The organism is Candidatus Pelagibacter bacterium nBUS_28 (assembly GCF_051200915.1).
In the GTDB taxonomy this organism is placed as follows: domain Bacteria; phylum Pseudomonadota; class Alphaproteobacteria; order Pelagibacterales; family Pelagibacteraceae; genus Pelagibacter.
Genome location: NZ_CP172844.1, coordinates 1,310,051 through 1,333,908 on the forward strand (window position 1 = coordinate 1,310,051; position 23,858 = coordinate 1,333,908).

Annotated in this window: 27 protein-coding genes, 1 tRNA gene and 1 pseudogene; 14 read left to right on the plus strand and 15 right to left on the minus strand. The window is 29.3% G+C overall.

Translation table 11 applies throughout. The annotated features are described in order from the left end of the window. Positions 1-4 precede the first annotated feature (4 nt). Together ACIJYC_RS06970 and ACIJYC_RS06975 are read left to right on the plus strand one after the other, a co-directional pair. Positions 5-715, plus strand: coding sequence for an SDR family NAD(P)-dependent oxidoreductase (locus tag ACIJYC_RS06970; protein WP_435166054.1), 711 nt, complete (start codon positions 5-7; stop codon positions 713-715). Then, a complete protein-coding gene (locus ACIJYC_RS06975) occupies positions 690-1,778 on the plus strand; it encodes a PQQ-dependent sugar dehydrogenase (RefSeq protein WP_435166057.1) in 1,089 nt (362 codons plus the stop codon). The genes ACIJYC_RS06970 and ACIJYC_RS06975 overlap by 26 nt, the downstream gene beginning before the upstream one ends. Here the strand turns inward: ACIJYC_RS06975 and ACIJYC_RS06980 are convergent. The 7 genes and pseudogenes from ACIJYC_RS06980 to hemC all read right to left on the minus strand — a co-directional run bounded on the left by ACIJYC_RS06980 (position 1,775) and on the right by hemC (position 6,170). Further along, positions 1,775-2,035 (minus strand): SHOCT domain-containing protein, encoded by a 261-nt coding sequence (locus ACIJYC_RS06980; protein ID WP_435166060.1) that lies wholly within the window; start codon positions 2,033-2,035, stop codon positions 1,775-1,777. The two genes, ACIJYC_RS06975 and ACIJYC_RS06980, sit on opposite strands and share 4 nt — an antisense overlap. 3 nt (positions 2,036-2,038) lie before the next feature. Continuing rightward, positions 2,039-2,242, minus strand: a complete 204-nt coding sequence (locus ACIJYC_RS06985) for a hypothetical protein (RefSeq protein WP_271483938.1) — start codon at positions 2,240-2,242, stop codon at positions 2,039-2,041. A gap of 81 nt (positions 2,243-2,323) precedes the next feature. Beyond that, positions 2,324-3,168: pseudogene (folD, locus tag ACIJYC_RS06990) on the minus strand (bifunctional methylenetetrahydrofolate dehydrogenase/methenyltetrahydrofolate cyclohydrolase FolD). A gap of 9 nt (positions 3,169-3,177) precedes the next feature. Then, complete coding sequence (locus ACIJYC_RS06995; protein ID WP_271483943.1) at positions 3,178-3,468, minus strand: YggT family protein; 291 nt, start codon at positions 3,466-3,468, stop codon at positions 3,178-3,180. Then, positions 3,465-4,550 carry a mechanosensitive ion channel family protein gene (locus tag ACIJYC_RS07000; protein ID WP_435166064.1) on the minus strand — a complete coding sequence of 362 codons (1,086 nt, stop codon included), beginning with the start codon at positions 4,548-4,550 and terminating at the stop codon, positions 3,465-3,467. Before ACIJYC_RS07000 ends, ACIJYC_RS06995 begins: the two co-directional genes overlap by 4 nt. Before the next feature lie 2 nt (positions 4,551-4,552). Further along, positions 4,553-5,251, minus strand: coding sequence for a uroporphyrinogen-III synthase (locus ACIJYC_RS07005; protein WP_435166067.1), 699 nt, complete (start codon positions 5,249-5,251; stop codon positions 4,553-4,555). Position 5,252: 1 nt separating this feature from the next. Continuing rightward, a complete protein-coding gene (gene hemC / locus ACIJYC_RS07010; RefSeq protein ID WP_435166070.1) occupies positions 5,253-6,170 on the minus strand; it encodes a hydroxymethylbilane synthase in 918 nt (305 codons plus the stop codon). A 56-nt stretch (positions 6,171-6,226) separates the two neighbouring features. Between hemC and tsaD the strand changes: the two genes are divergently transcribed. From tsaD to acs, 3 genes are read left to right on the plus strand one after another with little or no spacing between them, the layout of a single operon-like run. Continuing rightward, positions 6,227-7,300: a tRNA (adenosine(37)-N6)-threonylcarbamoyltransferase complex transferase subunit TsaD gene (tsaD, locus tag ACIJYC_RS07015; RefSeq protein ID WP_435166072.1), complete on the plus strand. Its 1,074-nt coding sequence runs from the start codon at positions 6,227-6,229 to the stop codon at positions 7,298-7,300. Continuing rightward, the gene (locus tag ACIJYC_RS07020) at positions 7,300-7,713 is read left to right on the plus strand and encodes an EVE domain-containing protein (RefSeq protein WP_435166075.1); all 414 of its coding nucleotides are present in this window, start codon (positions 7,300-7,302) and stop codon (positions 7,711-7,713) included. Before tsaD ends, ACIJYC_RS07020 begins: the two co-directional genes overlap by 1 nt. Positions 7,714-7,727: 14 nt before the next feature. After that, positions 7,728-9,776, plus strand: coding sequence for an acetate--CoA ligase (acs, locus tag ACIJYC_RS07025; protein ID WP_435166078.1), 2,049 nt, complete (start codon positions 7,728-7,730; stop codon positions 9,774-9,776). Here acs and ACIJYC_RS07030 read toward each other — a convergent pair. Beyond that, the gene (locus ACIJYC_RS07030; protein WP_435166081.1) at positions 9,773-10,396 is read right to left on the minus strand and encodes an esterase; all 624 of its coding nucleotides are present in this window, start codon (positions 10,394-10,396) and stop codon (positions 9,773-9,775) included. The genes acs and ACIJYC_RS07030 overlap by 4 nt on opposite strands. A 133-nt stretch (positions 10,397-10,529) precedes the next feature. On the opposite strand from ACIJYC_RS07030, the gene ACIJYC_RS07035 reads away from it, so the two are divergent. The 6 genes from ACIJYC_RS07035 (at position 10,530) to purH (ending at position 16,887) form a co-directional block, all read left to right on the plus strand. Next, positions 10,530-10,790 (plus strand): DUF4212 domain-containing protein, encoded by a 261-nt coding sequence (locus ACIJYC_RS07035; protein WP_023649243.1) that lies wholly within the window; start codon positions 10,530-10,532, stop codon positions 10,788-10,790. After that, the gene (locus ACIJYC_RS07040; RefSeq protein WP_435166084.1) at positions 10,790-12,598 is read left to right on the plus strand and encodes a sodium:solute symporter family protein; all 1,809 of its coding nucleotides are present in this window, start codon (positions 10,790-10,792) and stop codon (positions 12,596-12,598) included. The genes ACIJYC_RS07035 and ACIJYC_RS07040 overlap by 1 nt, the downstream gene beginning before the upstream one ends. Before the next feature lie 76 nt (positions 12,599-12,674). Then, positions 12,675-13,031 carry a hypothetical protein gene (locus ACIJYC_RS07045; RefSeq protein ID WP_435166087.1) on the plus strand — a complete coding sequence of 119 codons (357 nt, stop codon included), beginning with the start codon at positions 12,675-12,677 and terminating at the stop codon, positions 13,029-13,031. A 28-nt stretch (positions 13,032-13,059) separates the two neighbouring features. Beyond that, positions 13,060-13,719, plus strand: coding sequence for a ribulose-phosphate 3-epimerase (gene rpe, locus ACIJYC_RS07050; protein ID WP_435166090.1), 660 nt, complete (start codon positions 13,060-13,062; stop codon positions 13,717-13,719). 4 nt (positions 13,720-13,723) lie between these two features. Next, the gene (locus ACIJYC_RS07055) at positions 13,724-15,352 is read left to right on the plus strand and encodes a heparinase II/III domain-containing protein (protein ID WP_435166093.1); all 1,629 of its coding nucleotides are present in this window, start codon (positions 13,724-13,726) and stop codon (positions 15,350-15,352) included. Further along, the gene (gene purH / locus ACIJYC_RS07060; RefSeq protein WP_435166096.1) at positions 15,352-16,887 is read left to right on the plus strand and encodes a bifunctional phosphoribosylaminoimidazolecarboxamide formyltransferase/IMP cyclohydrolase; all 1,536 of its coding nucleotides are present in this window, start codon (positions 15,352-15,354) and stop codon (positions 16,885-16,887) included. The genes ACIJYC_RS07055 and purH overlap by 1 nt, the downstream gene beginning before the upstream one ends. Here purH and ACIJYC_RS07065 read toward each other — a convergent pair. From ACIJYC_RS07065 to ACIJYC_RS07075, 3 genes are all read right to left on the minus strand, one after another. Then, a complete protein-coding gene (locus ACIJYC_RS07065) occupies positions 16,877-17,221 on the minus strand; it encodes a 4a-hydroxytetrahydrobiopterin dehydratase (protein ID WP_435166099.1) in 345 nt (114 codons plus the stop codon). The two genes, purH and ACIJYC_RS07065, sit on opposite strands and share 11 nt — an antisense overlap. A 10-nt stretch (positions 17,222-17,231) precedes the next feature. Continuing rightward, positions 17,232-17,306 (minus strand) — tRNA-Gly (locus tag ACIJYC_RS07070). 55 nt (positions 17,307-17,361) lie between these two features. Beyond that, a complete protein-coding gene (locus ACIJYC_RS07075) occupies positions 17,362-18,219 on the minus strand; it encodes a sulfotransferase domain-containing protein (RefSeq protein WP_435166102.1) in 858 nt (285 codons plus the stop codon). Between the two features lie 94 nt (positions 18,220-18,313). Here ACIJYC_RS07075 and ACIJYC_RS07080 point away from each other — a divergent pair, with 94 nt between their 5' ends. After that, positions 18,314-18,958 (plus strand): LON peptidase substrate-binding domain-containing protein, encoded by a 645-nt coding sequence (locus tag ACIJYC_RS07080; protein WP_435166105.1) that lies wholly within the window; start codon positions 18,314-18,316, stop codon positions 18,956-18,958. Here the strand turns inward: ACIJYC_RS07080 and ACIJYC_RS07085 are convergent, their stop codons facing one another. Continuing rightward, positions 18,959-20,038, minus strand: coding sequence for an FAD-dependent monooxygenase (locus tag ACIJYC_RS07085; protein ID WP_435166108.1), 1,080 nt, complete (start codon positions 20,036-20,038; stop codon positions 18,959-18,961). It lies immediately after the preceding gene. A gap of 62 nt (positions 20,039-20,100) precedes the next feature. On the opposite strand from ACIJYC_RS07085, the gene ACIJYC_RS07090 reads away from it, so the two are divergent. Both ACIJYC_RS07090 and ACIJYC_RS07095 read left to right on the plus strand, forming a co-directional pair. Beyond that, positions 20,101-22,185, plus strand: coding sequence for a DNA translocase FtsK (locus tag ACIJYC_RS07090; RefSeq protein WP_435166111.1), 2,085 nt, complete (start codon positions 20,101-20,103; stop codon positions 22,183-22,185). Further along, positions 22,185-22,727: a LolA family protein gene (locus tag ACIJYC_RS07095; protein WP_435166114.1), complete on the plus strand. Its 543-nt coding sequence runs from the start codon at positions 22,185-22,187 to the stop codon at positions 22,725-22,727. The genes ACIJYC_RS07090 and ACIJYC_RS07095 overlap by 1 nt, the downstream gene beginning before the upstream one ends. Here the strand turns inward: ACIJYC_RS07095 and ACIJYC_RS07100 are convergent. The 3 genes from ACIJYC_RS07100 to hisE are packed head-to-tail and all read right to left on the minus strand — an operon-like array spanning position 22,724 to position 23,858. Beyond that, on the minus strand, positions 22,724-23,227 hold the full coding sequence (locus ACIJYC_RS07100; RefSeq protein WP_435166117.1) for a GNAT family N-acetyltransferase: 504 nt from the start codon (positions 23,225-23,227) through the stop codon (positions 22,724-22,726). The two genes, ACIJYC_RS07095 and ACIJYC_RS07100, sit on opposite strands and share 4 nt — an antisense overlap. Further along, positions 23,224-23,589, minus strand: coding sequence for a histidine triad nucleotide-binding protein (locus ACIJYC_RS07105; RefSeq protein WP_435166120.1), 366 nt, complete (start codon positions 23,587-23,589; stop codon positions 23,224-23,226). The genes ACIJYC_RS07100 and ACIJYC_RS07105 overlap by 4 nt, the downstream gene beginning before the upstream one ends. Further along, a complete protein-coding gene (hisE, locus tag ACIJYC_RS07110; RefSeq protein ID WP_435166123.1) occupies positions 23,586-23,858 on the minus strand; it encodes a phosphoribosyl-ATP diphosphatase in 273 nt (90 codons plus the stop codon). The genes ACIJYC_RS07105 and hisE overlap by 4 nt, the downstream gene beginning before the upstream one ends.

Consider the following 23,858-nt stretch of genomic DNA (forward strand, 5'->3'; position numbering starts at 1 on the left):
TTTTATGTCAGAAAAATATCTTATTTTTGGTGCGACAGGATCTATTGGATCTAGTTTAGCTGGACAGTTAAAAAATTCAGGAAACGATATCCACCTAGTGGCAAGAAATGAGACAGAAGTTGTTTCTATTGCAGAAAAATTAGGATGTACATTTACAGTTGCCGATGTACTTGAAGATAATTTTATTGAAAAAGTTAAAGCTGATATTGCTGAGATAAAAGGGATTGCATACTGTGTGGGTTCAATAGATCTAAAACCATTGAGAATGGTTACTGAACAAGATTTTAACAAATGTATGAAATTAAACCTTTATTCAGCTGTCGAAGCTATAAAGGGATATCAAGAGAGTTTAAAAAAAAATAAGGGTTCTATTGTTTTATTTTCAACGGTTGCTGCTCAAAGAGGATTTACAAACCATGCAATTATTGCATCAGCCAAAGCTGCTGTTGAAGGTCTAACAGTATCACTTGCAGCTGAATTTGCACCAAACATCAGAGTAAACTGTATAGCTCCAAGTTTAACAAAATCAAAAATTGCAGAACCAATGCTAAAAAATACTACAATAGCAGAAGGTATTGCAAAAGCTCATCCATTAAAAAGATTGGGTGAAGGAAAAGACTCTGCTTCACTTGCAAAGTTTTTAATTACCGAAAATAGTTCTTGGGTAACAGGTCAAATTATTGCGGTTGATGGTGGTAGATCAAAACTATCTTAGAGTGAAAAAATATTTTTTATTAATTTTTTTTCTTTTTTTTTCTTCAATAAGTTATTCTGATGAATATTCTTTAACTAAAATTACTAAATTAATGGAGCCATGGGGATCCTCATTTATTAACAATGATGAAATAATTGTAACCGAAAAAGATGGAAAAATAAAAATAGTTAATATTAACTCAAAAAATACTTTTGAAGTTGAACATAACCTAAATTTTTTAAATGTTGGACAAGGTGGATTGTTGGATATTATTTGCCAAGACAATTATCTTTGGGTTTCATATTCTGAAGATAGAGGCAATGGAAAAACAAGTACTTCCATTGCTAAAGCAACATTAAGTAAAAAAGAATTAGAATTTAAAAACATATTTCAAGCAAATCCCCCTATAGACTCGGGCTATCATTTTGGTTCTAGGTTGGCGATTAAAGGTAAATATCTTTATGCATCCGTTGGTGAAAGAGGAATGGGGATGATTGCTCAGGACCCTACAAAACATCCTGGTAGCATTATAAGAATTCATACAAATGGTAGTATCCCAAAAGATAATCCAAAATTTGAGGGAAAGTCTGATTGGTTATCAGAAATTTATCAAATAGGTGTTAGAAATCCACAGGGTCTGTCATTATCACCTTATGATGAAAAAATTTATTTAAGCAACCATGGCGCAAGAGGTGGTGACTGGTTTGGTGAAGCAAAAAAAGGTGAAAACTATGGTTGGAAAATCTTAGGATGGGGTGGGAAGAATTATTCAGGTACTAAAATTGGACCAAAATGGAAGCCTGGTTTTACTAAAGCAATTCAATACTGGGTGCCCTCCATTGCTGCTAGCGCAATTACTATTTACAAAGGGAATGAGTTTAAAGAGTGGAATGGTCATGCTTTAATAACATCTCTTAAGGATAAATCTTTAAGAAAACTAGTTTTTAATAATTTGTCGAACGTAAAAGAAGAAATTATTTTTAAAAATAAAATAGGAAGAATAAGAGATATTCAGATACATCCCAAAAGTGGAAAAATTTATTTTTTAGCTGGAAGTAGTTTGTGGCTTATGGAAAAAAATTAATTATCTAATAATTTTTTCTTCGCTTTTTCAAATTCTTCTTGAGTTAAAACACCACTTTGAAGCAATTCATTTAGTTTTGTAATTTCATTGCTTAAATTATCACCATTAAACTGCGTGTCTGTTGTTTCATTTTCTTCTGATTTTTCTGGTCTATTTTCTACTTTAGCTTTAAAACCTTTCATAATTGCAGTTCCACCTAAATAAATCACAAAACCAAGTATGGGTAGTGCCAATCCAAAAAATATTATCTTTTCCATAAATTAATCCTCATCCTCATCACGCCAACCTTTTTGATACATAAGGTACCCTGCTAAAATTACAGAGAAAGTTCCAGCTATCATACCAAAATCAAAACCAACTTGTTTTCCATATAAATACCAACCTAACTGAGTTGCACCTATTGGAACAGCAGTTAGTAATATCATTATTAATCCAATTCGATATTCATAGGGAGGTTTTTTCATTAGAAAACTTTATCAAATAAAAAAAGAAATTAATTAAGTTTTATCGATTTGAGACAATAAAACTTGTTATCGAAAAAGCATTTATTTTTGTGATCTTTTAAAACAATCTATTGTGTTTTTTAATAAACAAGCAATTGTCATAGGTCCTACTCCACCTGGAACAGGTGTAAGTGCCTTAGCAACTTTTGAAACCTCATCAAATGCGACATCACCAACTAAACCATTTTCTGTTTTGTTAATTCCAACATCAATTACAATCGCATCTTTTTTAACCCAATCCCCTTTTACAAGTTCTGGTATACCTACGGCCGCAACTATAATGTCTGCTTCTAAACATTCAGCTTTTAAATCTTTTGTTCGTGAATGTGTAATTGTAACAGTACAATTTTCTTTTAAAAGAAGTTGAGTCATTGGTTTGCCGTTTAGATTTGATCTTCCAACCACAACTGCTTTTTTACCACTTAAGTTTGGTTCAATTTTTTTAATCATTAAATAACAACCAAGTGGAGTACAAGGTACCGAACTTTCATAACCTGAAGATAAATTTCCTACATTCATTGGATGAAAACCATCTACATCTTTTGAAGGATTAATTGTTTCTATAACTTTTTGTTTATCAATATGTTTTGGAAGCGGAAGTTGAACTAAAATTCCAGAAATAGTTTCATCTTTATTTAATTCTTCAATTTTTTCTAAAATTGTTTTTTCTTCAACTGTATCTGGATATCTAATAACCTCAGATTTTAAGCCAACTTCATTTGCTGATTTTTCTTTATTACGAACATAAATTTGACTAGGTGCCATATCCCCAATTAAAATTACTGTTAAACCTGGAACCTTATTGTATTTAGTTTTTAACTCAGCAACTTCTTGTTTAAGCTCTTCTCTAAGTTCTGCTGCAGCTTTTTTCCGTCTATTAAAATCATTTTACTTCCTTAAAAAATCATTGGTGCGATGTACAGCTTCATACACATTTCAATAAACCAAATCAATAGTAGAAGAATTATCGGTGATATGTCTAATGAGCCCAAGTTTGGCATAAAACGTCTAATTCTATATAAAATTGGGTCTGTTAATCGATATGTCATTTCTAAAATTGAATAAACAAATCTATTTTGAGTATTCAGAACATTAAAAGCAATCAGCCAACTTATTAAAACATTTGCTATAACGACATAAGAATACAGTTTTAAAATTTGTAAAACTAAATAGAAAATTGCTATCATTTTTTCTCGATATAAATCGACTGACTTGGAAAAGCAAATGCTGCTTTATTTTTTTCTACGATTTGCTTAATTTCAATTGCGAGTCTTTCCTTAACAGAAAGCATTTCATTCCAACTGTTAGTTTTTGTAAAACATCGAACATACATATCAATAGAGCTATCAGAAAATTTATCAATTCTAACTGCAACACCAACATTTATATCAAAGTCATCACTTTTATTAATGTATGCTTCAATTTCATTTCTAACTGTCTTTAATTGATCAACTGTTGTGTCATACTGAAGAGTAATTATCCAACTTATCAACCAATTAGAGGTTTCACTTACATTTACAACGGCATTTTCTGCAAATTGAAAGTTAGGAATAATTGCAAGTGACTTGTCAAATTTTCTAATTGTTGTTGATCTAAATCCAATCTTTTCAACAATCCCTTCTATGATGCCCTCAACAGTAATCCAATCACCTATCTTAAATCTTTTCTCAACTAATACTAAAATTCCTGAAATTAAATTCTTAAATAAATCTTGAGCACCTAATGCAACAGCTACACCAAACAATCCAAGTCCAGCAATAATTGGACCAATTTTTATCCCCCATAATTCTAAAACTGCTGCTAATCCTAATATAAAAATTAAAATTTTTAGAGATTTAATAATCCATCCAATTAGTTCTCTTGTTAATAACTTATCTAATCCACTTAAAATATAAGAAATTGGTTCGATGATTTGATGAATGACCCAAAAAATTAATATTGTAATTAATGTTCTGTTTATAGTGTCAACAATTTCACGACCATCACTTGAAAAAGTCATATAGTAACTTGCAATAAAAAAACCAAGAACAATTGGAAGAAATCTGGCAGGGCCTTCAAGAGCATGAACAAATGTATCGTCTAATTTGTTGGTAGTTCTTTTAGAAATTATCTCTAATTTTTTAATGATAAGCTTACTGATCAATCCTCTAAAAATTAAGAAAATAAAAAATATCCCAATTCCAATTAATATTTGAAAAATATCGACCCCTAAAATTCCTTTTTTCCAAACTGACAAAAATATATCAGAAAAATTATTTATTATTTCCATATCTAAATTTTATATAACAAAAACTCTTCTTCTCCAGGGTTAAAAAGAAATATCTTCTTCCACTTAATTTCATTCAATATTGACGAGGTTTTTTCACCAATACACATTAAATTTGTATTCATCCAAAAACTTTCTGATTGATGCATCTTAATAAAATTTAGCAAACTTAAAGCACTATTTTGGGAGTAAACATAAACCATATCAGGCATTTTAAGCTTTAATTGATTAACAAATTCATCATTAAAGTTTTGATTATGAATAGTTCGATAATTAATAACTCTTTTAATATTATATCCCTCTTTCAATAATTGTAGATCAAGATCAATCGAAACTGTTTCACCACTTATATAAATTAAGGCTCCATCTTTCTGATTAAAATTTTGTAAAACCAACTCTTTTAAATTTCCAACATTTCCTTCGGCAGCAATTACATTTTGAAAACCAACATTTCTAGCCTTTTTTTCAGTAACACTTCCAACACAAAAACATAAAAGATTTTTATCAATATTTATATGATCTAAAAATTTTACCGCATTTGCACTCGTAAAGATAATCCCTTTAAAATCTGAAAAATTAATCTCTTCATGATCTAATTTATCTACCCTTAAAAGTGGCAGATGAGAAACTTCATGTCCCAAAGATTTAAATTTTATAATCATTTCTGAACAATCTTCCAAAGGTCTAGTTAATAAAATATGCATATTATTTTTTATAAGAATTATTTGATTTAACTTTTAATATCTTTCCAACCTCTTCACCAAGTGATTTAGCATTTTCAATTTTTGAAGATTTCTTTTCATAAAATCTCTGTATACCATCTAAAGAGAAAAGCTCAGCTTCTAAAATAATTTCATCACCTTTAATAATAGAATGAGCGCCCACAGCTGTTTCGCAATCACCCTCTAAAACTTTGAGAACATTTCTTTCAGCTTGTGCTCTTAAGTGTGTTTTTTGATCATTAATGGAGTCTAAAATTGAAATAATATCTTTATCATCATTTCGACATTGAAGAGAAATTATTCCTTGTCCTGCACTTGGAATTATCTCTTGAACTGAAAATATTTCTGAAATTTTATCTTCTATTGATAAAGATTTGATTCCCGCATAAGACAATATTATTGCATCATACAAACCATCATTGAGTTTTTTAATTCTTGTATCAACATTTCCTCTTATAAGTTTACATTTAAGATCAGATCTAATTTTTTTAATTTGAAATTCTCTTCTATAGGATGAGGTGCCAATTATTGCTTCAACTTGTAAGTCTTTAAGTTTCTTTTTTTCTTTAGTTATTAATATTTCTCTTGGATCGTTTCTTTCTAAAAAAGTATTTGTTCTCAAACCATTAGTTTCGTTGGCGGGCATATCTTTTAATGCATGAACAGCTATATCGATTTTTTTATCTTGAAGTTCATTTTCTATGTTGGTTGAGAACAAACCTTTTCCGCCTACTTCTGATAATCTTTTATCTTGAACCTGGTCTCCCTTTGTCTTTATTTCTTTAATTATTATGTCTTCATTGTTTAAATCTGTATTTTGAACAATTTTATTTTTAGCAGTTTGGGCATATATCAATGCCAGCTTGCTCCCCCTTGATCCAATAACAATTTTCTTATTCATAAATAAATATATTTCTTACTTGTATTGAGATTGTACAATTAATAAAAACTATTAGAATGAGTAAAAAACCCTTAATTCTTGGAATTGAATCTAGCTGTGATGAAACAGCGGCTTCAATAATTACAGAAAATGAACAAGGAATACCAATAGTTTTATCCAATGTTGTTTCAAGCCAAGTTGATGTTCATAAGGAGTTTGGGGGTGTTGTTCCTGAACTAGCTGCAAGATCTCATATGGAAAAAATTGATTGGATAGTTAAAAAAGCAATTGATGATAGCGGAAAAAAAATAGAAGAGATAAATGCAGTTGCATCAACGGCTGGTCCAGGTCTAATAGTATGTTTATCTGTTGGTTTAAGTTTTGGAAAAGCTTTTGCTTCTGCGTTAGAAAAACCGTTTATTGCTGTTAATCACTTAGAAGGTCATGCTTTAAGCCCAAAACTAAACTCAGAACTAAATTACCCATATTTGCTTTTATTAATTTCAGGTGGGCATTCACAATATTTAAATGTTCAAGGTTTAGGAAAATATCAAAGATTGGGAACAACAATTGATGACGCCTTGGGTGAAGCATTTGATAAAACTGCAAAACTTTTGGGAATAGAATTTCCTGGTGGGCCTCAAATAGAAATTTTAGCAGAAAAAGGTAACCCAAATAAATATGATTTACCAAAACCAATTTTCAATAAAGGAGGATGTAACTTATCTTTTGCAGGTCTTAAAACAGCAATTTTAAGAATAACAAAAGATATTAAAACTGATCAGGAAAAATTTGATCTTGCTGCTTCTTTTCAAAAAACAGTCGAACAAATTTTATATAAAAAAACTAAAATTGCATTTTCTGAATTTGAAAAACAAAATGATTTAAAAGAAAAAGTATTTGTTGTTGCAGGTGGGGTAGCAGCTAATAAAAGAATTAGATCTATGTTGATAAATCTATGTAATGAAGAAAATTATCAAAGCTTGTTTCCACCAATTGAATTTTGTGGGGATAATGCTGCTATGATTGCAATGGTTGGTTTAGAAAAATTTAAATTAAAACAATTTGATAATTTAGATCATCCAGCAAAACCAAGGTGGTCATTAGATGAAAAAGCAGTCTTTCTTAAAGGAGCAGGAGTACAATTTTAATGCAATATTGGTTAATGAAATCAGAGCCTGATGTTTGGTCTATTGATCAACAGAAAAAAGCAGGTACCAAAGGAGCACCTTGGGATGGTGTAAGAAATTATCAAGCTGCTAAAAATTTAAAAAGCATGAAGAAAGGTGATCATTGTTTTTTTTATCACTCAAATATTGGAAAAGAGATTGTTGGGATTGTAGAGGTAATCAAAGAAGCATACTTGGACAAAACCGATAAATCAGGGCGGTTTGTAGCAGTTACCGTAAAATTTAATGAAAAATTATCCAAACCTATAACCCTTGAAAGTATCAAAAAATCAAAGGAATTAAGCCATTTAGCTCTTATTAAACAAAGTAGACTATCTGTGATGCCCATAGACTCTAAAAGCTGGAAAATATTAAATAAGATGAGTAAAATTTAATTATAAAAAATTTCATGCTATTAAAAAAAAAGAAAAAAACTAAAGTTAAAAAAAAAGTTACTAAAAAAGTAACGAAAAAAACTAAAGTTAAGAAAAAAATTATTAGTAAAGTTGTTAAAGAAAATTCAAAAGAGCTTGTTATAAAAACAAAACCTCAATGGGTTAAAAATAGTCTGGCTTCCAAAAGCAAATATCAAGATAAATACTCGAAATCTATTAAAAATAATGATGAGTTTTGGAGAAAAGAAGGAAAAAGAATTACTTGGATAAAACCATACAAGAAAATTAAAGATGTTAAATACAGCACTAAAGAAGTTAATATCAAATGGTTCCAAGATGGAACTTTAAATGCTTCAGCTAATTGTATTGATAGGCACTTAAAAGATAAAAAAGATAAAACTGCTATAATTTGGGTTGGAGACGATCCTAAAGATAGTCAAAAAATATCTTTTAAACAACTTCATGAAAAAGTTTCAAAAGCAGCTAATGGTTTAAAAAAATTAGGAATTAAAAAAGGAGACAGAGTTACTATTTATTTAACAATGATTCCTGAGCTTGCTATTTTAATGCTAGCTTGTGTTAGAATTGGTGCGGTTCACTCAATTATTTTTGGAGGTTTTTCAGCAGACTCTATTTCTGGAAGGGTAAATGATTGTGAATCTGAATATATAATTACAGCAGATGAAGGTGTTAGGGGAGGCAAAACTATTCCTCTAAAATATACAACTGATGAGGCATTAGAAAATTGTCCAAATGTTAAAAAATGTATTGTTGTTAAAAGAACAGGGAATTATATCAACTGGGATAAATCAAGAGATGTTTGGTATCATGATTTAATTAAAGATGTATCAAAACATTGTGAACCAGAGGAAATGAACGCAGAAGACCCTTTGTTTATCTTATACACTTCAGGCTCAACTGGTAAGCCAAAAGGAGTTTTACATACCACAGGTGGTTATATGGTTTACGCTTCAATGACTCATCAATATATTTTTAATTATAAACCAAAAGATATCTACTGGTGTACCGCTGATATTGGCTGGGTGACAGGTCACAGCTATATAATTTACGGACCTCTAGCAAATGGAGCAACAACTATAATGTTTGAGGGAATTCCAAACTACCCAACGAGCTCGAGATGGTGGCAAATTATTGATAAATATAAAGTAAATACTTTTTATACAGCGCCAACAGCAATTAGAGCATTGATGCGTGAAGGAGACAAGCCTGTTAAAAAAACTTCAAGGAAATCATTGAAATTACTAGGTACGGTTGGTGAACCAATTAACCCAGAGGCTTGGATGTGGTATTATAAAACTGTAGGAAATTCTAAATGCCCAATTGTTGATACATGGTGGCAAACAGAAACAGGTGGAATCATGATTGCTCCTCAAACTGGTGCAATTGATTTAAAGCCTGGCTCAGCTACCAAACCATTTTATGGTATAAAACCAGTACTTGTTGATAAAAAAGGTGTTGAAATCAAAGGCCCAGGGGAAGGCAGACTATGTATTGCTCAATCGTGGCCTGGACAAATGAGAACTGTTTATGGAGATCATCAAAGATTTATTGATACATATTTTTCTCAATTTAATGGAAAATACTTTACTGGTGATGGATGTAGAAGGGATAAAGATGGATATTATTGGATTACAGGAAGAGTAGATGATGTAATTATTGTCTCGGGTCATAATCTTGGTACTGCTGAAATAGAAAGTGCATTCGTTGCTCATCCAAAAGTTGCTGAAGCAGCTGTTGTTGGATATCCCCACGACATAAAAGGTAATGGACTTTATTGTTATGTGACATTGAATATGGGTGAAAGAGAAACTGGTGATCTTGAAAGAGATCTAAAGCTTTGGGTTAGAAAGCAAATAGGGCCTCTTGCTACTCCTGATCTAATTCATTTTACCCCCGGACTTCCAAAAACAAGATCAGGGAAAATAATGAGAAGGATTTTAAGGAAGATTGCAGCTAATGAACATGGCCAATTAGGCGACACAACAACTTTAGCTGACCCAAGTGTAGTTGAAAGTTTAGTTGATAATAGAAAAAATATTTAAAATTCTATTAACTTTTTAAATTCATCTCTAATAATATCCCATTTTAAAATCATAGAATTTAATACAATTTTTCTATCTAAAGTTTTAAGTTCTTCAGCTATAGGGGCCCACTTATATAATGAAAGTGCGCTTGGATTAAAAGGTAGATCTTTATAATAAGTCTCCCAATTTAAATTTTGCAGTCTTTCATTAAAAGTTCTTTTTGCTTCCTCAATTATATCAAGTGGCATCTTGTTTGATATTTCATCATCTAAAATTTTGTTAAAAATTTCTTTAGCTTGATTGGTATCTTGATAATTAAAATTTACTTTTAAATACGAAAAAGTAAAAAAAGTTAAATCTTGAAGAGCTATAGAATAAATATTCCATTTAGCTAGATTAACTGATGACATAAACTCATCATTATCAAAATGAAGAACGTATCTGGTTCCCATTCGAGTTTTCAAATAACTGTATAAAGTAACTTGTGTAACCCATGCAGATTTTGTTTGAATAAAATGTTCAAGTTCATCTAAATTTTTTATTTTTTTCTTTGGAATGAAGGCTTTAAACAAAGCAAACAAATAAACTTTAAAATCTTTAAATGACAAATCTTTCCAAGATAACTTATATTTTTGCATAAAATCGTTGTTTGGGACAATTATACCTTAAAAAGTAAGTAATTAAGCACCTATTATGAACAATTTTCACCTTTTCAAAACCTTTATAATGGTTATGGTTTTCAAAGTTATAACTAAAAAGAGAGAGGTATAAATGTCAAACGCAGAAAAACACTGGGAAAAAACCAGGTCACTGTTATTTGTAACATTGGCAATTTGGTTTGTATTCTCAATTGGCATCTTCCTTTTTGCAGCTGAAATGAATGAGGTTACTGGACCTTTCGGATATCCATGGACATATTGGTTTACATGTCAGGGATCTCTTGGAATTTTTGTAATCTTGTGTTTTTGGTTTGCTAATAGGCAAGAGAAGATCGACGAAGAGTTCGGCTTCAACGAAAGAGGAGATGACTAATGATTAAAGGTAAATTTATAGACAATTTGCCAAAAGTTTACGGGATCTATACTGGAGGTTTTATAGGTTTCATAATCTTAATGGCAATTGGTGAGCAGATGGGTATGACGGCTAAAGCAATAGGTGTTGCTTTTGTAGCTTTTACAATATTCATCTATGCATTAATCGGTTATCTATCAAGAACAGCCCAAGCAGATGCTTATTACGTAGCTGGAAGGCAAGTTCCAACTGTATTCAATGGTATGGCGACAGCGGCAGACTGGATGTCTGGTGCTTCGTTCGTTGCAATGGCAGGTGGTATTTACTTTAAAGGTTACGGATATATGGCACTACTTGTTGGTTGGACTGGTGGTTATATATTGGTTGCAACTTTATTAGCACCATACTTAAGAAAATTTGGCTGTTACACAGTTCCAGATTTTGTGGGTACAAGATACGGTGGTAATTTAGCGAGACTATGTGCAGTGATAGTTTTAACTGTTGCTTCATTCACTTATGTGACTGCTCAGATTAACGCTACAGGTACTATTGCATCTGTTGCTCTAGATATCGACTTTGGATACGCTGTATATATTGGACTAATAAGTATTTTACTTTGTTCAATGTTAGGGGGTATGAGAGCGGTAACTTGGACACAGGTTGCACAATATATCGTACTAATTATAGCTTACTTACTTCCAATCTTTTGGATCAGTAACAAAATGGGTGCAGGTTTCTTCCCTCACTTTATGTTAGCTGATGAAGTAGCTAGAATTGGTGAACTAGAACAGCAGTTTGGGTTTGTTAAAAACTCTGCAGCTGATTTAGCAACGGTACCTAAAGGGTTAGCTGGAATAACTAAAGCACACTCTGCAGTAAATGCAACGCCTTGGGCGTTTATTTCATTAGCACTAGCGATGATGATGGGAACAGCCTCATTGCCACACGTGATGATGAGATACTTTACTACTCCAAGTGTAAAAGCAGCTAGAAAATCAGTAGGTTGGTCATTATTCTTTATCTTCCTTCTATATTCTTCTGCGCCAATGTTAGCAACACTATCTAAACTGTCGTTGATTGATCCAACTTTACCTACAGGTATCATTGGTAAATCATTTGCTGAAGTTCAATCAATTGATTGGTTCCAAAACTGGAATCAAGCAAACTTGATGTTCATCAGTGACTTTAACGGAAATGGAACTCTTGAATTAAATGAGTTTTTCATGGGTGGTAAAGCTGTAGTATTAGCAACTCCAGAAATAGCTGGATTACCTTATGTAATCTCAGGTCTGGTTGCTGCTGGAGGTATGGCTGCTGCCATGTCAACTGCGGATGGTTTAATTCTAGCAATTGCAAATGCAATCTCTCATGATGTTTATTACAAAATGATAGATCCAAAAGCAGAGACTGCAAAAAGACTTCTTGTTGCAAGGGTATTACTTGTAGTAATTGGTTTTGCTGGAGCAACTATTGCGGCAATGGAAATCCAAGGAATCTTAGGTTCAGTCATCTGGGCTTTTGACTTTGCGATGTCTGGTTTGTTCTTCCCACTTGTACTTGGTGTATGGTGGAAGAGAGCTAACAGAGAAGGTGCTATTGCTGGTATGGTTTTAGGTCTTGGTTCTGCTATTTGGTACCTAGTTTGGGTACGAACTGGTGGAAGTGGGTTCTTAGGACTTACTCAGTTAACATTCGGTATCTTCGGAGCTGGTGTTAGCTTTATTGCTATGGTTGTAGTGAGTTTAATGACTCAAGAACCAGATAAAGCTACTCAAAAAATGGTTGATGAAGTTCGAATTCCTACTGGCAGAACTGTCACTGGCAAATAGAACTATCAAATCTTAATTTAGGGGCGATTAATTTCGCCCCTTTTAATTTAATCTCTTTTCAAATATAAATTTCTTAATGTCGGCAAACTTTCACCCTTTAGTTTATTTTATTGACTACCTTTTTGGAGTGATCATGTGGACTTTAATAGGAAGAGTTGCAATGAATATTTTTCAAAAAGAAGACTCTGAATTTTTTTTTATGAAAGTATTTGTAAAATATACTAATCCATTGATTAAAATTTTTAAACCTATAACCCCCTCTTTTATTATAGCACCTCTAGTTCCACTATATGTTGCTTGGTTCTTTTACATGATTAGATTTTATTTTATGCCTTGGATCTTGGGATATTCTGTAATGGGTATGCTATCCTTTCCGCTAGAAAGTGAAATTTCGAGACAAATTTATCAATTATTTAATTCAATTAAATTTTAAAAATTGATACTAGTAATTCTAGTAATCAATGAAAAAAATACAAATTTCACCATCAATATTATCTGCTGATTTCAGTCAATTAGGCAATGAAATTAAAAGGCTTGAAGAAGGTGGTGCAGACATGATTCATGTGGATGTAATGGATGGTCATTTTGTGCCAAATCTAACGATTGGGCCACCAGTAATTAAAGCGTTAAAAAAACATTGTTCAATTAAATTTGATGTTCATTTAATGATATCTCCTGTTCATAAATATATTGAAGTTTACGCAGATGCTGGGGCTGATATTATTACGATTCATCCAGAAGCAACAGAGAACTTAGGAGAGTCAATTTTAAAGATTAAAAGCTTAAATAAAAAAGTTGGAGTCTCACTTAATCCAGATTCTAAACTTAACTTAATTACTAACTATCTTGAAAAGATTGATTTAGTTTTAATAATGAGTGTAAATCCTGGATTTGGTGGTCAAAAATTTATGCCTGAAGTTCTGTCTAAAGTTAGACAACTTAATGAAATTAAATCTAACAAAAATATGAACTTTGATATTGAAATTGATGGAGGAATTAATTTCGATAATTGTCAATCAGCAATTGAGGCTGGAGCTAATATCCTTGTTTCAGGAACAACAATATTTAAAAGTAATAATGGAGATATAAAAAAAAATATTAATTTATTAAAATTAAAATAAGTTAATGAAAATCAAAAATTTTATAGCAGATTTAAGCCAGATTTATTTCAATTTAAAATTAAGTTTAAAACAGTTTTATCAAAACTCTAATTTTTATGACAAAAAAATATCTAAAACAAATGATGTTGCTTTTAGTTATAAACCAAGTCCTTACTTAGTATCTTCAATAGTAAAATATCAAAAAAAGAAATATAAAATTGAAGATTTTGCCTTAGAAAGTATTTGGCAAAATAATTTAAAGTATGAAGAATTTGAAAAATTAAATAATTTTTTTTGGTTTTTTAGCTTAGACTTAAAATCATCTAAAAAGACTACTCAGACTTTTATCAACAATTGGATCAACAAAAATCATCGATATAATAAGAAAAGTTGGGATTTTGACATTACATCTAAAAGAATAATTTCCTGGTTATCCAATCATCAACTAACTTATGAAGATTGTGAAGAAAAATTTAAGAAAAAATTCAACCAAAGTATTCAAAAACAGACAAATCACCTTTTAAATGAGATTAAAAATTTGTCAGAGTTCGAAAATAAAATTGTTGGATGTGCTGCAATAATTTTAACTGGGCTATCATATAAAGAAGAAAGCAAGTATCTTGCTGATGGATTAACTCTTTTGAAAAAAATAATAAAATCATCAATTGATAATCAGGGTTTTCCAAAATCTAGAAATATAAAGCAATTAATCTTCTACTTGAAATATTTTATTTTAATTAGAGAGTGGTTTAAAGAGTCTCAAAATATAATTCCTGAATATATTGATGAAACAATATACTATCTTGGGCAAAGTTATGCTTTTATTTGGCAAAACATTAATCAAGATCTTCTATTTAATGGTAACTATATCTCAAATAACAGTGAGTTTGACCATTATTTAAAAAGACTTGGGTATGCATTTAAAAATGAAAGTAAAGAAATCGCGGGTTATGCCATTATAAGAAATAAAAAAATTATACTAACAATGGATATAGGAGAGAGTCCTAGTAATAATTTTTCAAAATTTTATCAATCTGGCACTCTTTCATTTGAAATTTTCTCAAATGGTAAAAAACTAATAACAAACTCAGGATATTTTTCTAATAATCAAAGTAAATTGAATAAGCTTTCAAAAAGTACTGCTTTACAAAGTACTTTATCAATTGAAGATCATTCTTCTTGTGATTATAGAAAATTAGATAAGTCAAATCTAATTGTTGATACGGGTATTAGTATAATTAAAAAGAATATTGTTTTTGAGGATAATTATTGGAAAATATCAGGTTCACATAACGGATATCTAAAAAGATTTCAAACAATTCATGAAAGAGAAATTGAATTTTATCCAGAACAAAATAAATTCATCGGTTTTGATAAATTATTAAGAAAAGATAATTCAGTAAAAATTAAATTTGATATAAGATTTCACTTACAACCAAGTTCAAAAGTAATGAAAACACAAGATAATAAGTCAATCCTAATAGAATTAGAAGACGAGGGCTGGAAATTTAGTTGTGATAATTTTAATATAAATATTGATAATGGATTATATTTAGGTAATAAAAATTCATATAAAGATAATCAAAACATATGCATTTCAGGAATCGCTAAAGACAAGAGTCAAATCGTAAAATGGGAAATTACTAAAATATAATGAAAAAAATAAAAACAGCTCTTATTTCAGTTTCAGACAAAAAGAATTTAAAACCACTTCTTAATTCTTTAAAAGAAAATAATATAAAAATTATTAGTTCGGGGGGCACTTATAAAGAAATAAAAAAGTTAAAATTTAAATGTATAGAAGTTTCTGAATTCACTAGTTCGCCTGAAATTTTAGAAGGTAGAGTAAAAACTCTTCACCCAAAAATACATGCAGGGATTTTGAACAAAAGAAAAAGTAAAATTCACTTAAAAGACTTAAAAAAAAATAATTTTGAAAATATAGATTTAGTTATTGTAAACTTTTACCCCTTTGAAAAAACATTAAAAAATACCAAAAATCACAGAAAAATAATTGAAAATATTGATGTGGGTGGGCCAACGATGGTCAGATCTGCGGCTAAAAACTATCAAGATGTTACAGTTATTACCTCGCAAGATCAATATGGGGAACTCATTGAAGAGTTAAAAAAAAATAAAGGTTCTACATCCTTAGAATTTAGAGAGAAAATGTCTAGAATTGCATTCACTGAAACTGCTTATTATGACTCGGTCATTTCTGAATATTTTAATAAAAAAAATAATGTGATTTTTCCAAAAAAGAAAGTTTTTTATACCAATCTTATTGAGACACCACGTTATGGTGAAAATCCACATCAACAAAGTGGAATATATTCAAAAAATAACTCTATGAAAATAAGTCAAATTCACGGAAAGCAGTTAAGTTATAATAATTATAATGATATATTTTCAGCTTTAACTATTTCTAAATCATTGCCTAAAAACATGGGAACTGTGATAGTCAAACATGCTAACCCATGTGGAGTTTCAGTAAATAAAGATCATCTTGAAAGCTACAAATCTGCACTAGCCTGTGATCCTATAAGTGCTTTTGGGGGCATAGTATCCTGTAATTATAAGATTAATAAGAATTTAGCTATAGAATTGAATAAATTATTTCTTGAAGTTATAATTTCAAATGGTTTTGATAAAGAGGCATTAAAATTATTGAAGAAGAAAAAAAATTTAAGATTAATTGATGCTACCAATTACTCCTTTAAAGAAATATTGAGATTTATATCTACAAATGAAGAATTATTAATACAAACAGAGGATTTGAATAAATTTAATAAAAGTGATTTTAAAGTAGTTTCCAAGAAAAAACCAAACTCAAGACAAATGAAAAATCTAATTTTTGCATTTAATGTTTGTCGATATGTAAAATCTAATGCAATAGTACTTGCAACCAATGAAACAACAGTAGGAATTGGATCAGGTCAACCAAGTCGTTTGGATAGTTGTCAAATCGCAATAGAAAAAATGAAAAAATTTGTAAATGTAAAAGATGAAGTGGTGGCAGCATCAGATGCATTTTTCCCATTTGTTGATGGTATTGAAAAATTAGTTCAATCGGGTGTTACTGCGGTAATACAGCCTTGGGGATCCATCAGAGATAAAGAAATAATTAATTTTGCGAACAAAACTGATACGATTTTAGTCTTTTCAAAAACCAGACATTTCAGACATTAATTAATTGATCTATTTTTGCCGCAAGAATAAAATCATTTTCAGACAAGCCCTCAATAGCGTGTGTTGTAATTTTAATTTCTGCATAACCCCAGCCGAATGATATATCTGGGTGATGTCCTTCATTTTCTGAAATTTCTCCAACTTGGTTTATAAAATTTTGACTATCTAAAAAGTTTTTAAATTTAAATTTTTTATTTAAAAGAAAATTTTTTTTTTCATCATTAATAATGTCCCAACCATCAACTTTTTTTTGGTATTTATGAATTTCAGATATATCAAAAGGTATAATTCCTCCTTCGCAGGGAACACATTTTTTATTCAAAAGATCACTCATACTCGAATTTTGGAGCGGGCAAAGGGGGTCGAACCCTCGACCTTCTCGTTGGCAACGAGACGCTCTACCACTGAGCTATGCCCGCTTATTAAATTAAGATTGAAAATAGTGACTTTTATCGAATTAAGCAATAGTAAAATTTATATATAGTGTAATTCCTTTAACTCTTTTTCAAAAATTTTATCAAGTTTTACTTTCAATTCTTCATCTAAAATTTTTTTCCAATCATTTTTTGGACCTAGATTAAAAAAGGGAACTTTTTTATTTTTATTTTCTCTCGTTGAAACTGCTTCTGTAAAACCCTTATCAATTTCATTTTTTTTTAAAACCTCAAAAGAAGTTGAATTTAAAACATTTTTTAACTTAGTCTTGTTAATTTTTTCATTATTATTTGTCATTTCATTAATGAACTTAATAACTTCAAGAAAAATGTTATAAGTTTGATCTATCATATCTTCGTATTTGATAAACTTAATTGGAATTTTTTTTTGAATTTTCCAAGATTTATAATTTATATTCCAAGAACTAATAAATTGAAAATCACTATAGCCACTATCATCAAAATTATGAACATCATAAATAAAATTTTTTTCACTAGTTATCCATTTAATGGCTTGATCATTATCTAATTGATAGTGATTTTTTATTGATGTAAATACATTTCTTGGATCTCTAACAACATACAGGCATCCAATTGAGTTTTCACTATTTGTAAAATCATAATTATTTAATTTTCCAAACACATTGTGTGTCTTAAAAAATCTTAATTTTTTATCTGTATTAATTTTTTCTTGAGCTGGAATCCAAAACTTACAGGTACTCCCAACATTTTTTTTATCATACTCAAAACTTTTAAAATATCTTTTAGTAGGAAACTGGTCTATTTGTCTTAATAAACTATCTTTAAATATTCCATCGTTTGAATAATAATATGCGCTAATCAAAGTTCTAAGCCAAGTATTGCCACTTTTGGGATATGAGGCGATCCAAAATATCATCTTTATAAGTTAAACATTTTTTTGTAGAATTGAAGTATTTTAAAAGACACTTAGCAGTTAAAGGTTATCATATATTGTATATATTTATTATAAAATGAAAAAAAATAATTTACCAAATACTATACCTATTTTTCCACTAAGTAATTTTATAATTTTTCCAAAAACTATAGTGCCCTTAAATATATTTGAGCCAAGATATGTAGATATGATAAATGATAGTATGAAATCTAATAAATTAATTGGTATGATACAACCAAAGAAACCAAGCGATGATTTGACTAGTCCTATCTTACATAATATTGGCTGCCTTGGAAAAATAACAAGTTTTAAAGAAACAGAGGATGGAAGATACTCAATTGAACTCAAGGGTTTAATTAGATTTGAGTTAATTAAAGAAATTGTGACTACCACAAAATATAGAGAATATGAGGTTGATTTTAAAAGATTTGATCATGACCTTGATGAAAAAAAAGAAGAGCTTAAGTTTTCTGACTTAGAATTAATTTTTAAAGATCTTAAAGTTTTATTTGAAAAGAGAGGTTTTATTATAAATTGGAAAGAACTTGAAAAGCAAAATTTAGATGAAACTATTAATGCTTTAGCAATGGCCTCACCATTTTCATTAGAAGAAAAACAAATCTTATTAGAGGCAGAAAATCTTAGTATGAGGAAAAAAAAAATAGCTGAAATTTTAAGCACTTACACTTACGATGTTTTCAACAATACAACTCTTCAATAACTAAAATAACACACCTCTATCAGCAATTTTGGTGAACATTTTATTGAGCGATGGATAGCTGCTAATAAATTTAACAGACTTGCTCATAAAACTAGTTTTCATTTTTCGCTCAAGATTGAAGAATTCATGAATTAAATCTACACCATTTGAAAAAATAAAATTCTTATGCTTTAATTTTTTTTGAAAATCTAAATTTACAGAACTGTCTAAAGATAAACCAACATCTAATTTTTTTTTAATAATCTCTAAAAGAATTTTGGTATCCCTAATTGTCATATTGAAGCCTTGACCAGCCAAAGGGTGCACTTTATGTAATAAATCTCCAAATGCCAATATGTTGTCATGATAGTAAGATCTTAAGTTTAGTGACTTTAACTGAAAACTTTGAATTTTTTCTATATTTTTAATTTTATATTTAAAATTTTTGTCTTTAATTAATTGTTCAATATTTTCATCTTTGCTATCATTTGAATTATGAACAGAGTATACAACTGATGTTTCTCTATTAGAAATTGGTAAAAAAGCTAAAGGTCCTTTTTTTGTAAATATTTGAACAGCTGTATCATTTGAAATTTGGTCATGCGAAATAACGGTTGTATATGCATTGCTATTATACTCTTTAATTATTTTTTTACTAAAATATCGATTTGTAATAAAATTTGATGAATCGCAATTTATTATAAGTTCATATTTATCTAAAAAAGAAATATTTTTGTCATTTGAAAACTTTGAACTAAAAAATTTATTTTTTGATAAATCTTTCTCTAACAATTGATACAATTTATTATTCTTTACTATTGAAAAAAGGTAGTCTTTATTTGCTTTAAACTCTATTAGTTTTTCTTTTTTTAAGTTATCAGAAAAAATTTCTATTCTTTTTATTTTCCAAATAATTTTTTCAATATTAATTATATTTTTATTAAAAAAATTAATATTATTGTTTGCAATACCAATAGTTCTAGAGCTATCTATCTTATAATTTTTTTTACTAGAGAGTAGATCAACATTAATTTTGTGGTTAACGAGCGTTTTTGCTAAAGTTAAGGCTGTTAAGTTATTACCAAATATACAAACCGTCATAATATTTTTAATTTTAACAATAAAAATTAGATGATACAAAGTTATTTAATTGATTCATTTATATGAATATTAAAAAAACTGCTAATTTGCTACTTAATTTCGCCCTTAAAAGATTGGCAGAAATATTTGGAATTTTAATTTCTTTAACAGGCGTAATGTTGTTTTTTTCCTTAATAACATATTCTCCGAATGATCCAAATTTCATTTTTCCTGATAATACAAAAATCGAAAACTTGATGGGTTTTCAGGGTAGTTTTGTGTCTGATTTATTTTTTCAATCAGTAGGACAAGTAGCGTACCTAATACCATTCACACTTATATTTACAGGTATTAACATTTTTAAGACTAAAGATTTTTTTTTATTTATTGAAAATAATTTTTTTACAATTTTATATCTAATATTTGGAACACTCTTTTTTGCATACTATTATTCGGATACATATGCTCTGTATATAAATGGCAATAGTGGTTTTGTTGGAGAATATCTAAATAATACATTCCTTAAGTCTCTAATATTGATTAATGATGATATTTTTTTTTATATTTTAATTTTAATTATTATAATTTTTTTTCTTAGTAGCATTAATTTTAACCCTAAAAATTTACTTACAGTTTTTAAAAGAATTTATAGTATTTTAAATAAAGATAATAATAAAAATTATACTGATAAAAATGAAATAATTAATGAATATATTCCACAAGATGAAATTAAAAATCTAATTCAAGAAGATCTTCCCTTTATTAAAAGTGAAAATAAATCTGAAACAAAGATAAAATTTAAACTACCAAGTCTTGATTTATTAAAAATTCCAACAAAAAAAGAAAGAGATAATTTTGAAAAAAATGAAACTCATGATCCAGATTTTTTAGAAAAAATATTAATGGATTTTGGAGTTAGCGGAAATATAAAAAAAGTCAGCCATGGACCTGTTGTTACTCTTAATGAGTTTGAACCTGCAGCTGGAGTAAAAGTTTCTAAAATAATTAATCTATCAGACGATATAGCAAGAAATACAAGCTCAGAGTCTGCAAGAATAGCTACAATACCTGGAAGCAATACTGTTGGGATTGAACTTCCAAACAACATAAGAGAAAATGTTTATTTGAGTGAAATTTTAGCCAATGCAGACTTCAAGAAAAAAGAAATCAAATTACCAATAGCACTTGGTAAAAATATTTCTGGCAAACCAATTGTTGGTGACCTAGCTTCTATGCCTCATCTTCTTATTGCTGGGACTACTGGATCTGGAAAATCAGTTTGCATTAATACTATTATCTTATCTCTTCTATATCGACACACACCAGATAAATGCAAATTTATTTTAATTGACCCAAAGATGCTTGAACTATCAACATATGAGGGAATCCCTCATTTACTTTGTCCGGTTATTACTGAGGCCAAAAAAGCAGCTTCTGTTCTTGGTTGGGTCGTTAAAGAAATGGAGAGTAGATATAGATTAATGACAAAAGAGGGTGTTAGAAATATTGATGGATACAATGCCAAACATAAGCTTCCAATGCCTTATATTGTTGTTGTGGTAGATGAAATGTCAGACTTAATGTTAGTTGCTGGTAAAGAAATTGAAAATTATATTCAGAAATTATCTCAAATGGCTAGAGCAGCAGGTATTCACATAATAATGGCTACTCAAAGACCTAGTGTTGATGTCATAACTGGGACTATTAAAGCTAATTTCCCTACTAGAATATCCTTTCAAGTTACTTCGAAAATAGACAGTAGAACTATTCTTGGAGAACAAGGAGCAGAACAATTACTGGGTAAAGGAGATATGCTCTACATGTCCTCTGCTAATAGAATTGTTAGAATACACGCACCATTTGTTTCAGATAATGAAATTGAAAAAATTAATAATTCTTTAAGAACTCAAGCTGAACCAGATTATATTGATGAAATATTAAACTTTGCAGACGAAAAAGAAACTAGTGATAGTCAAAGTCAGGGTGATAAAGACGAGCTCTACCAGCAGGCGTTAGAAATTATTCAATCAGAAGGTAGGGCCTCTACATCATTTTTACAAAGAAAACTTCAAATTGGTTACAATAGAGCTGCTAGGATTATTGATATGATGGAGGCTGATGGAATTGTAAGCAAAGCTAATCATGTTGGCAAAAGAGATGTTCTCTAATGTTAAAATATTTTTTCATTTTTTTTATTTTTATTTCTAATACCCAAGCTAGTAATAAGGACAAAATAATAGAAAATTTACAAAATACTGAAAACTTAAATTTTGAGTTTGAGCAAAATATTAATGGGAAAATAGAAAACGGAAGTTGCACAATTCAATATCCAAAGAAAATTTATTGTCAATACTTACAAAATAACAATAAAATTTTAGTTTCCAATGGTAAATCGTTAGTTATCAAAACTATTACAAGTTTTTATAGATACCCTCTTCAAAAAACTCCACTTAATTTAATATTAGATAAAAATTATTTAATTAAAAAGATATATAATTTGGAAGAAAAAAAAGTTAATAATACTCAAATAAATTTTACTATTTATGAAAATGATAATAAAATTGATATTTTTTTTGATAACAAAACATTTTATTTAATTGGTTGGCAAACTAAAGATGTCTATCAAAATATTAATTTTACTTACCTTTCTTCTATCCAAGTAAATCAACAAATTGAAGAAGGCTTGTTCGAACTACCTTCGCAGAACTAAATTCTTACAGTTTCAGATTTAAAAATTTTCATCCCCCTTGAAATATAGTTCCTCAAAGCATTTTTATGATCTAAGGAACATGTATGAAGCCAAACTCTATTAATATTTTCTTTAAAAGATTTCTTAATTGCTTCCGACAATAAATATGAGCCTAACTTTTTATTCTGAAATTCCTCTAACAATCCAAAGTAAGCTATTTCAACCTCTTTTTTTTCACCGTGAGATATTAGTTCGAAGAAACCAACAAGGTCATCTTTATGTTTAAAAATATATGTTTTAACTTTTTCATTTGATACATAATCTATCCATTGTGTTTCCTTCCAAACTAGTCGGTCAATCCACATATGTTTTTTACCAATATTTTTATAAAAAAATTTATTTAATTGAAAATTAGTTGGCTCTAACAAATTTAAAGAATAATCATCAGTGGGTTTAGCAACTTCATTCAGATCTTGAATTGAATTTATTTCTAAATAATTTCTTTTAACTTCTTCTGTCACTCAACCATTTTTCCAACTTTTTCACCTCCAAATAAATGAAAGTGTAAATGTGGAACCTCTTGACCACCATCATCACTTATGTTAGCTAGCACTCTATAGCCCTTGCCTACTTCTGTTGAAATACCTAGTTTTTTAGCTACTATATTTATTCCCTTGAGTAATCCGACCATCTCTTCTGACGAAGCATTAATACTAAAATCATCTAAATCTTTGTATTTGCCTTTTGGAATTACTAAAGCATGAATTTTTTTCTGAGGATTAATATCATGAAAAGACAAAACAAAATCATCCTCATAAATTTTGTTACAAGGTACCTCGCCTTTTAAAATTTTTGCAAAGATATTATTGTCGTCATAGCTCATTTTTTTCTTTTTTCTAACTCTGACATTACTTCTTCAATTTTTACATCATTTGCTTCGAGATACATTAATAAATGGTAAAATACATCTGCAGCTTCATGAATTATATTAGAATTTTCCTCTACTGCCTCAATCAACTCATCAACTTCTTCTAAAACTTTTGCTTTGCTTAGCGATTTATCAGTAAGTAATTTATTTGTATAAGATGCTTCAACTGGTGATGATTTTTTTTCTCGGGCAAGTTTAATTAAGTTTTCTAATGCATCAAGCAT